At 48.6% G+C, this 10654-nt stretch carries 8 protein-coding genes; 6 read left to right on the top strand and 2 right to left on the bottom strand.

Translation table 11 applies throughout. The features are described 5' to 3' along the window. A partial coding sequence (locus NZM04_07970; protein ID MCS7063958.1) for a glycosyltransferase family 4 protein occupies positions 1 to 765 on the top strand: 765 nt, incomplete at its 5' end. A 6-nt stretch (positions 766 to 771) separates the two neighbouring features. Here NZM04_07970 and NZM04_07965 read toward each other — a convergent pair. Further along, on the bottom strand, positions 772 to 1089 hold the full coding sequence (locus NZM04_07965) for a hypothetical protein (GenBank protein MCS7063957.1): 318 nt from the start codon (positions 1087 to 1089) through the stop codon (positions 772 to 774). Between the two features lie 20 nt (positions 1090 to 1109). Next, on the bottom strand, positions 1110 to 2084 hold the full coding sequence (locus tag NZM04_07960; protein ID MCS7063956.1) for a sodium-dependent bicarbonate transport family permease: 975 nt from the start codon (positions 2082 to 2084) through the stop codon (positions 1110 to 1112). An 83-nt stretch (positions 2085 to 2167) separates the two neighbouring features. Here NZM04_07960 and NZM04_07955 point away from each other — a divergent pair, with 83 nt between their 5' ends. The 5 genes from NZM04_07955 to NZM04_07935 form a co-directional block, all read left to right on the top strand. Continuing rightward, positions 2168 to 3703: a YifB family Mg chelatase-like AAA ATPase gene (locus NZM04_07955; protein ID MCS7063955.1), complete on the top strand. Its 1536-nt coding sequence runs from the start codon at positions 2168 to 2170 to the stop codon at positions 3701 to 3703. A gap of 66 nt (positions 3704 to 3769) precedes the next feature. Continuing rightward, positions 3770 to 5962, top strand: coding sequence for a TonB-dependent receptor (locus NZM04_07950; GenBank protein ID MCS7063954.1), 2193 nt, complete (start codon positions 3770 to 3772; stop codon positions 5960 to 5962). A gap of 139 nt (positions 5963 to 6101) precedes the next feature. After that, positions 6102 to 9542, top strand: coding sequence for an MFS transporter (locus NZM04_07945; GenBank protein MCS7063953.1), 3441 nt, complete (start codon positions 6102 to 6104; stop codon positions 9540 to 9542). 22 nt (positions 9543 to 9564) lie between these two features. Beyond that, positions 9565 to 10188 carry a heme-binding protein gene (locus NZM04_07940; protein MCS7063952.1) on the top strand — a complete coding sequence of 208 codons (624 nt, stop codon included), beginning with the start codon at positions 9565 to 9567 and terminating at the stop codon, positions 10186 to 10188. Between the two features lie 94 nt (positions 10189 to 10282). After that, positions 10283 to 10654: hypothetical protein (locus NZM04_07935; protein ID MCS7063951.1), on the top strand; the 372-nt coding region annotated here is incomplete at its 3' end.

The raw sequence follows: 10654 nt of genomic DNA, 5'->3' as shown, positions 1-10654 counted from the left end.
ATCCTCTCCATGCAAGGAATATTGACGACTTACACTCGAATCGGGGCTTTCAAGAAAAATTGGCGAGCCTTTCTTCAACATTTCTACGAACGCGCTTGGCTCCCCTATGCCACAATCATCACTTGCGAGTCAGAATGGGGGCGCAACGAAATTAAAAAAATCGCCCCTAAAGCTGAGATAGAGCTGGTCGAATACGGGGTGCATCCCAGTTTTTATCAAGTCAAATGGCAGCCCGATCCGCGTCGCCCCATCTTTCTATTTATCGGCACTATCGACTATCGCAAAGGCATGGATGTTCTCCTAAAAGCACTAAAGAGTTCTCCGACGAAGAAAGACTACGAGGTCCGAATCATCGGGTCAGGCGAATATCAAAGCTCGTTCGAAGGACTACCCAATGTCCGTATCCTAGGCAATCTGCCTTGGCTATCGGTGCAGCAAGAATTAGCCAAAGCGTGGGCTGTTTTGCTTCCCACGCGGGCCGACACCAGCCCAAACGTAGCCAAAGAAGCTCGTGTTGTAGGAGTCCCTGTCGTCACAACGCCCTACGGCGGCCAGTCAGGGTATATTCAACACATGGAAAACGGCTGGATATTGCACCCCCTCACACCGGAGAACCTATCAAAGGCAATGCAGACGCTTAGCCATGACTTTTCCCTCGTCCGCAGCTTGGGAGCTCGTCATCATGATCGCGACAGAGCTTATTTTAGACCAGAGCGCACGGCTGAAGGCTTTATCCGCCTGTATAAAAGAATGCTTGCGCAGTAAACCTCTCTATTCACCCAAAAACTTCTTTGCTCGCAAGATTCTTACTTCGCTCTCGTAAGCAATCATGGCGTATTGCGGAAAATAGTCTCTTTCCAAAATTTCTAGCAACCGCTGTGCACGAGCAGGAGAGAGTATCACCTCCATCTGGATATTCGCAAACTCCTCCATCTCCCCATAACGCACACCTTGATGCCCTTCGCCTTGCACCTCAAACCACGTAAAGCCAGACACCCCCAAAGAACGAAGCAACTGCGAGATCGGTTCACGAGCTAAAGCCTCACATATGATGGTAACTAAACGCGCTGTCGTAGGAGCCGTGTGCATATCCAAATCTCTACCTAATCCTAAGCGGCATAAAGCCACGAAGCGAAAAGAAAATACAAAGGCGTCCCCACCGAAAGATTAAATGGAAACGTAATGCCCAACGAAGCCGTCAAATAATAGGTCGGATTCGCCTCAGGAATCGAAATCCTAACCGCTGCCGGTGCCGCAATATAAGAAGCACTGGCAGATAACACCCCTAACAATGTCGCCCCGCCCAATGAAAGCCCACTCCACTTTCCAAGGCAGACCCCGACCACACCGTTGAAAAGCGGCATTAACGTGCCAAATAAAATTAAAAACACACCCAACTTAGGAAGCGCGTTAATTCGTCGCCCCGCGACAATCCCCATCTCAAGAAGAAAAAGACAAAGGATACCTATGAATGGCGCAACAAAAAAGGCATGCGTCATCTCCCCGCCTCGTTCCCCTGCTGCCCAGCCGATAAAAAGCGATCCGAGCAATAAAAAAATACTTTTACCAAAAAGTGCCTCTCGCAAAGCCGGTTTTAAGGCGTTCCCTAAAGTCCCTGCTCTCCAGCCACTAGAAAGGCGAGCTAAGACTATACTGATCACAATCGCAGGAGATTCCATCACAGCCAGAAATGCACTCGCGTATGGTTCATACGATACTTGCACCAGCTTGAGATAATTAGTCGCCGCAATAAACGTCACGGCACTCACTGAACCATAATGAGCAGCAATAGCCGCAGCGTCTGCCGATGAAAGACGGCTAAACGCTTTGATTATAAAAAAACTCCACAGCGGGATCAGCATCCCCAGCGCAACCGCACTCAATGTCGGAAGCCACACCTTTTCCAACCCCACTTGCGATAACGCCACACCCCCTTTGAATCCAATCGCACACAGCAAGTAAATTGTAAGCGTAGCATACAACGCTTCGGGAAGCTTCAAGTCACTACGCAAGATTGAGGCCAGCAACCCTAAACCAAAAAATAAAATCGGAGGAGAAGTCAGATTCAGGATAATGAGTTCCATGTGAAGACTAAAAGGATAAGCTACCAAAGAGCGAGTCGATCTAAAATGTTTTTCATATTCACCACGACCGATATGCTTACCATATGCTCGCAAAAGCTCATGCAGCCGCTGTCTGGGGTGTCGATGCGTTGCCAGTCGAAATCGAGGTAAACGCCACCTGGGGAGAGACTCAAACTATCGTTGTCGGCCTCCCTGATGCCGCAGTCCGTGAAAGTAAAGACCGAGTCCGCACCGCTCTCGAAAACAGCGGTTTTAGATATCCTATCGGCAAATTAACGATCAATCTCGCCCCAGCCGACGTGCGAAAAGAGGGACCAAGCTTTGATCTGCCTATCGCAGTCGGAATTCTCGCTGCAAGTGAACAACTCGACCCGAATCACCTTGCCGACACCTGGATTGTCGGCGAGCTCGCCCTAAGCGGTGAAGTCAGATCTGTAAAAGGAGTCCTACCCATCACTCTTGAAGCCCAGAGACAGCGCGTCCGCAGAATCATCGTCCCTTACTCCAATGCCCTAGAAGGAGGCGTTGTCGAGGGCATAGAAGTTTACGGAGTTCGCACCCTGCTTGAAGCTGTCGCTCTCATAAAAGGCGAAGCCATAATAAAACCAACCCGTGTTGCCGTCGATTCATTACTCCACGATATTTGCGACTCGGCAGAATTAGACTTTGCAGACGTCAAAGGACAAGAGCTTGCTAAACGCGCCATCGAAGTCGCTGTAGCCGGCGGACACAACCTCCTCATGATTGGTCCACCGGGCAGTGGAAAGTCCATGTTGGCCAAACGTATTCCTACAATATTTCCGCCAATGACTTTAGATGAAGCACTGGAGATTACTCGTATCCATAGTGTAGTTGGCCTGTTACCCGATCGTCATGCTATTATTCGACATCGACCTTTTCGATCGCCACACCACACCGTCTCCGATGTCGGTCTTATCGGCGGCACAGCTACACCGACCCCAGGTGAAGTCAGTCTTGCTCATCACGGCGTCCTTTTTTTAGATGAATTGCCTGAATTCAAACGGACTACCCTTGAAGTCCTCCGTCAACCGCTTGAAGATGGACAAGTCACAATCTCTCGAGCCGCCGGCACAATGACTTTCCCAGCCCAGTTCATGCTCGTCGCCGCCATGAATCCCACACCCACAGGAAATTTCGGAGATAGCGCATTAGGCAAATGCAGCCCTGCAGCCGTTCAACGTTATCTCAACAAAATCTCAGGTCCATTACTCGATCGAATTGATATTCACATTGAAGTTCCCGCCATTAAGCATGAGCTTCTCCTCCGAAATAAACCCGCAGAGCCATCGGCTGCAATCCGCGAAAGAGTCATTAAGGCCCGCGCTATACAACAGGAGCGGTTCAAAGGCAAACGCCGCATCCGATGCAATGCGCAAATGGGCACTAAAGAAATTCGGCAATATTGCGCGTTAACCGAAAGTCAACAAGAGCTACTCCGCTACGCATTGAATGACCTCAATTTGAGCGCACGCGCCTATGATCGAATTCTCAAAGTAGCTCGGACCATAGCTGACCTCGCTGGAGAGCCATCCATCCAAGACTCACACATCGAGGAGGCGATTCAATATCGCACCCTTGACCGCCAAATCTGGCGCTAGCTGACCAGTCTTTGTTAGAAATAAACATTGACACTGCATTGTCCCTTATTAAGACTGAGTCTCAATATGAATAAGACACTTATCTATCTATCACTAACTCTCGCTGTATTCTCAAACCTCGTTCACGCCCAATCCCACGGCTCAAATGTTCAACCTTTGCCGGCTATCACAGTTGTCGGGAAACGAGAAACGAACGCTCTATCCTTACCTCTCCCAGCAGATGAGAACGGCAAGATATATCAGGGTAAAAAAACCACACTTAGTCGCATTGATAAACTTCCGCGCATTGCGGCGAGCCAACAGCGACAAGTCTTTTCCCAGACTCCAGGCTTAGTCGTCTCAGAAGTCATGAATCGAGGCATCGTCAACCTCACCTACAGAGGCATCGGAGACCCACACGAAGCGCAAGATATGCTACTCTTTCAAGACGGCATCCCAATTCAGCACAGTCTCCACGGCTATGCCACGATGTATTACACTACACCATCCCAGCTTATCAAAGGAGTGGAGTTCATTCGCGGCGGCTCATCGTTGCTTTACGGTCCGCAGCCTGGTCCTACAGTGAATTACATTTTAGACACGCCATCCTTAAAATCTGCCGCGGCCGACCATGGAAGCGATCCCAAGCAGATTGTCTCTCGATCTCCTCTTACAAAGTCTGACCGGGGATATATCACTGAATTCATTTTCGGCTCCTATGATCAGATTTCTAGCTTCAATAAAGTAACTTTCAGCGGTGAGAAGTCCGCCGGATTTGGAAGTTTCCTTTATGAAAAATCAGATGGCTCACGTTCAAACGGTGACTATGAAATTCATGGTGGCACCGCAAAACTTCAGTGGAGGCCATACGAGGACAGTTTGTTGACTTTCGGTCTCGACATTTACGAGGCTGAAGTCGGTGAGCCAGGCCGTCTCACCCTCGCTGAATACAACGCCAACCGAAAACTCACCCGCACTCGCTTTGATCGGCTTAAGTGGAATCGCTTCGTTGGCGCAATACAACTGGAACAGACGTTATCCGACCGCGCAAAGCTTTTTGCAAAGGCTTGGGGGGGCTATACCTCTCGCTACAGCACACGAGAGCGTTTCAATGCTGCGCGCGTTTCCCTCAACAATGCCAACATCGATTTGCAAGAGTTTTTCACCGGAGGTCTCGACACCCGACTCGCGTTGAATTGGGATGCTTGGGAAGAAAATCATCTTTTAGCGGCTGGATTCACCGCTGTTTATACTAACAGCCCTCGTCTTCAAAAACGATCAGCTCTTGGAAGGCTGGGAACGTTTCAAGGCCAGACTCGATACCGTTTTGATCGGGAGACCTATTACGGCGCATTATTTGCCGAAAATCGTTTTCAAATCGGCCGGCTCGCCATCATTCCCGCAGCGCGTCTCGAGCTGATCAACAACCGAATCCATGAAGAGGTCAATTTTGACAAAACCACAGCTCCACTCATCAACATTGATGATCTTGATATCGTCAGCCTCTTCGGACTGGGGCTCGAATACGAACTTTCCTCAGAACACACGTTCTATGCTAATGTCTCTCAAGGCTACAAGCCACCAGGCTTTGACAATCTTGCTCCTACAGGCAACGCTCTTGCAGCTACTGAACTCGAAGCAGGCAAGAGCCTTTCATTCGAAATCGGAGCCCGCGGCACGCCATGGTCTTGGCTTCGATATGACGCCAGCCTCTTTTGGATAAACTATGAAAACCAATTCGGAAGCTTTACCGTTGCGCCTGGAATCAGTCAGTTTCGCAACAGCGGCGATGCCTACTACCGCGGCTGGGAAGGCGCTCTCGAGCTAGATCTCTCAGCACTTGTTGATCAACTATCCAAAAAGGGCGACTTCTCCGACCGCTTAGGAAGCCTTATTTTATCAGCCAATGGCCAGCTTCTCGATGCAAAATTTCACTCTGGCCCGCTCGACGGCAAACGACCTGATTATGCGCCAGATTACCTAGTCAAGATCGGCCCTATTTATAACTACAAAGATAAGCTCAAACTTTCGTTCACGGGTCAGATTATCGGAGGTCAATTTTGGCAAGACTCGAATCTCCCGGCTAATGGTGTGAGCACCATTCCTGCCTTTGCCGTATTCGACTTCACAGGAGAGATGAAAATCTATCGTGATACGGCTACGCTGATTTTTGGCGTCAATAACGTTTTCGATCGGAAATACTATTCTCGCGTGCGATCCGACGGCATAGAGCCGGCAGATGGCCGCACTTACTATGCGGGCTTACGTTTAACTTTTTAAGCACTTGGTTATTAAAGCGAGCTTAAGAAGCGCCTCATCAAACTGAGCATTTACGTAGCTCTCCTCCGCATGAGGCGAGATTTCTCAGCGCTAAAAAAGCTTTGTTTATCAGCCTGAAATTATATTTTGAGGGCTGGATATGGCTTATCGCAGTTGTCTTTGGCGCTTGCTTTTTGCGCAGACACAAGTCGCCTTCAATGACAACGCTGCTAAGATGTTGCTTATGGCCCTTGCGGCCGCCGTCCTTCCCAACGAAGAACAAAAGCAACTTGCTACGACCTTAATGGCCGCGCTCCTTGTTGTGCCGACAATTCTACTAAGCCCGTTTGCGGGTTGGTTGGCGGATCGATATTCAAAAAGCCATGTATTAAACTGGTCTCTGATCGGCCAAATCATTGCAATGGGATGGCTTTTAGCCGCCGTCTGGACCCATCATTTAGATTGGGCGATAGCAGGATTTGGATTGCTTGCGGTGCAAGTAGCCATTTTTTCTCCCGCTAAGATGGGCATCCTCAAGGAAATTGTCGGATCCGAGCGTCTCATCCGCGCTGTGGGATGGATGGAGATGCTAACCATCACTGCAATTTTACTCGGCGGCTTCGCAGGAGGATGGCTGTTCGACGTTCTCACTCATCACGCCAACAAACAGGCATGGGTGGGTGCTTTATGGGGCATGTTAATTCTATCTGCAGGAGCCCTGCTTGCGTGGTGGGTTTTTATTCAAGTCCGTTTTACGGAGGCACGCGCTCCTCAGGAAAAATTCAGAGCCTCTCTTTTTTGGGAACACTTTGAACAACTTCGTCGCCTCTGGTCGAGACGTGATTTCCGACTTGCTGCGTTAGGCGTAGCCTATTTTTTCGCGCTTGGGAATCTGCTCTTTTTAATCTTGTGGCAGGAGTGCCGTGAGTATCACTCTGAAAATGTAACGGGCGCCGGCACGATGATCGGCGTGCTGCTCTGCTGCCTAGGCAGTGGATTGGTGATCGGTTGCCTGTGGGCTGGATATATTTGTCGCAAGATGCTCGAGCTCGGCCTCGTCGCAGTCGGAGCAGTTGGAGTGGTCGGTGGATTGGTGGCAGTCAGCTTAGCGACGATAGACAGTTTATCTATTCATCTTGCTTTAATAGCAGTCGGACTATTTGGCGCATTCATCATTGTGCCTTTGAACACTTACCTTCAAGACCGTGCGGGTGAGGAGGAGCGCGGACGCATCATGGCAGCTAGTAATCTCCTCACTAGCCTCATCGGAGTAGCGACTATCGCTTTACAATATTTCATGGCAATCACTTTGAAATGGGACGGCACAACACAGGTAATGGCCTTAGTGCCTATTAGTGTTGGTGTGGCCTACTATGTTGTTGGATTGCTTCCTGAGGGTGTGTTGAGACTTATTGCGATCATGTTGGGCAAAATTTTTTACCGAATAGAAGTTTTCGGGCTCGAACGCATCCCTTCAAATGGTGCTTTGTTAATATGCAACCATGTGAGTTATGTGGATGCAATCATACTGGGATTAGCTATTCGCAAGCGCATACGTTTTATAGCGTTTGAATGGTTTCATAAACAGCCCATCTTGGGCCTGCTACTTAGGATATTTGGTGTGCTTTCTATTTCTCCACAGCACTCAAAAGAGGCGATTCGCACAGCTACAGATGCCTTACGTCGAGGCGAGTTAGTCGCGATATTCCCTGAAGGACAACTCACACGCATCGGCCTTTTATTGAGGCTCGAGCGCGGTTTTGAACTTATCGCTCGGCGAAGCGGGAAACCTGTCATCCCCGTTACAATCGATTCGTTATGGGGATCAATTTTTTCATTTAAAGGTGGGCGATATTTCTGGAAATGGCCCCACCGTTTGCCGTATCATGTGCGGGTGCATATCGGTGAGCCGTTAGCAGCCCAGCAAGCAACAGCAGAAGAAGCGCGATGGGCTATGATGGATGGTGACCAAGCCGCCTTCTCCAAGCGTCCAGAGCTTAATGGGCATTTAGCATGGAGATGTTTCAAAGGCTTAATCAAACACAGCCTCCTTGAAATTATCATAGACCGCACAAACCCCGAACAGGTGCGTCGTTTGAAAGCCGGAACCTTCCTTGCCTTGGCTATCGCTCTATCCAAGCGTTGGAAAAAACTCCTAAAAGGAGAGAATCGCGTCGGAGTGGTGTTGCCTCCCGGTATCGGCGGTCATGCGACAAATTTAGCCCTTCAGTTCTTAAATATTGTGCCAGTCAACTTGAATTACACAATGGGCAAAACGGCTGCTACATCGTGTATCCGACGATCGGGAATCCGCACGATAATTACTGCCGAAGCTCTTAAAAAGCGCTTCCCTGAGTTTCCTTGGAACGACGAAAACCTTTACCGTTGTCTTGATATCTCCGAAGAAATCAAGGCTTGCGGCAAAAAACAAGTTTTGAAATGGCTTGTTTTGGCTCATCTGTTTAGATCTACACTCGGTTACCTACTAGGTATCCCGCGCCATGGCGGCCAAAAAGAAGCGGGGTTGCTCTTCACAAGCGGCAGTGTCGGAGAACCCAAAGGCGTGCCGCTGACTCATCGAAATATCATCGCAAACATCGAGCAGATCGCACACGTGAATGTCATTCAGAAAACGGATAAAGTTTTGGCCTGCCTACCGATCTTCCACAGTTTCGGTTTCACCGTTACACTTTGGTATCCTCTTGCTTGCGGCGTCCCGATCGTTACATTGCCTTCACCGCTTGATACAAAGGCCATCGCCGAGGCAGTCAAAGAAGAAAAAATCACCTTACTCATAAGCACGCCTACATTCTTGAGAGGTCATTTGAAACGGACACCCCACGAATCCTTCAAGTCGTTGCGAGCAGTAATCACAGGCGCTGAAAAATTGCCATCAGATCTAGCTCGGGCGTTTGAAAACAAATTTAATATCAAGATCTACGAAGGATATGGTCTTACTGAGACAAGCCCAGTCGTGAGCGTTAATCTTCCCGATCCTCCCAAAAACATTGATGCAGACCAGCCGCAAGAGGGTTCAAGAAAAGGAAGCGTAGGCCGACTGCTGCCAGGCATCACGGCTAGGATCGTAGATTCAGACACTGGCAAATTCCTTGGCTTTGATCAGACAGGCATACTCTGGCTAAAAGGTGCGAATGTCTTTAACGGATACTTTCAAGACCCAGAACGAACTGAAACGGTATTTCACGATGGATGGTTTATCACAGGAGATATAGCACGATTGGATAAAGATGGATTTTTATTTATTGAAGGACGCATTTCACGCTTTTCAAAAATAGCCGGAGAAATGGTGCCTCATGGAACGATCGAGGATGCGCTACACCGCTTGTATCCTGCGGTAAATGAAGACTCAGCAGTTGAGTTTGCCATCGTCAGCCTTCCCGATGAAGAAAAAGGAGAAGCCTTGATTCTCGTGACCACCCGTGAACTCAACTGGGACGAGATGCGCCACCGTTTACATACTGAAGCAGGGCTTCCTAACCTCTGGATCCCTCGCCGTGTCAAATTGGTGGATAAGATTCCTGTTCTTGCTTCAGGAAAACTTGACTTAGCGGGACTCAAGAAGCTCGTTATGGAAAATTGATCATCGAATTTTCAGATATAAAATGAATCACCCATTTTTAGTTCTTCAAAAAAGCTCAGTAAGCTTACTACTTTGTCTCTTTGCAGCTCTCCTCTCATCACTACAAGCAGTAGAAGAGCAACCCTACACCCTCATCAAAAAATACGGACCATTGGAAATCCGCAATTATCCCTCAGCCAACCTCGCGCAAATTCAAGTCCAAGGTGAATCCTACCGTTCCATACTAAACCAAGGATTCCGTTCTCTTGCCTCATATATTTTTGGGAAGAACCAAGCCCAGCAAAAAATCGCCATGACCGCTCCCGTCATTTACACTCCCGCCCCTGATTCAGCTTCTTCCCCTGCTCATGCAGGAACAATGGCCTTTGTGATGCCTCAACACCTTTCCTTTGAAGCTTTGCCTAAACCCGATAGCTCATCCATCATTCTCTCACGGACACGACCCGTTACTGTGGCACATCTATCGTTTGGTGGGTTTTTACAATTTGCGGGCTACCGCACCTTTGCCAAAAAAGAAAAAGAACTCATGAAACTTCTCGAAGACCATCGCCTTACCCCTAGGGGTCCTATTCAGCATCACTATTACACAGATCCCTTTAATCCGTTTCCGAGATACGCCATTTCAACGGAGATTCTTCCACCTTAATTTTATTCGCTTCTTTAGTTGCTGCCTACCTCTCCCTCTTGAAACGTAAAAGGGCAGACTTGCTTCTCATCACTTAACGGCTAGGAATTTACACATGAAAATTTCACGTTCTATTTTCTTGGCCTTTTTATTCACATTACTTTTCAGCCTCAATCCGAAGATCTCTTTTGCTACAGATAGCGAACAATCAACTCCACCCCCTGAAGAAGTCACTGAAAACACAGATAATAAAAACACACCCGAATCTGAATCCCAAAACTCATCACCACAACCTCCGTCTCCCCCTCCCTCTTCTGAGTCTTCCGAGGAAAAAACAGCTACACCGGATGAAACCTCATCAAAACAGCAACTCATCCGCCAGCTCCTTTCCCTCACCAAAGCGAATGACCCACAAACCATCGCAGATCAATTCTCAGCATCTGCCTCTGCGCAACTCGCACTCCTCGCTCAACAATTTACTGACGGT

It is taken from the genome of Candidatus Methylacidiphilales bacterium (genome assembly GCA_025056655.1).
Lineage (GTDB): Bacteria > Verrucomicrobiota > Verrucomicrobiia > Methylacidiphilales > JANWVL01 > JANWVL01.
The sequence above is the reverse complement of the archived record's forward strand: the minus strand, read 5'-3'. Positions and strand labels throughout refer to the sequence as shown.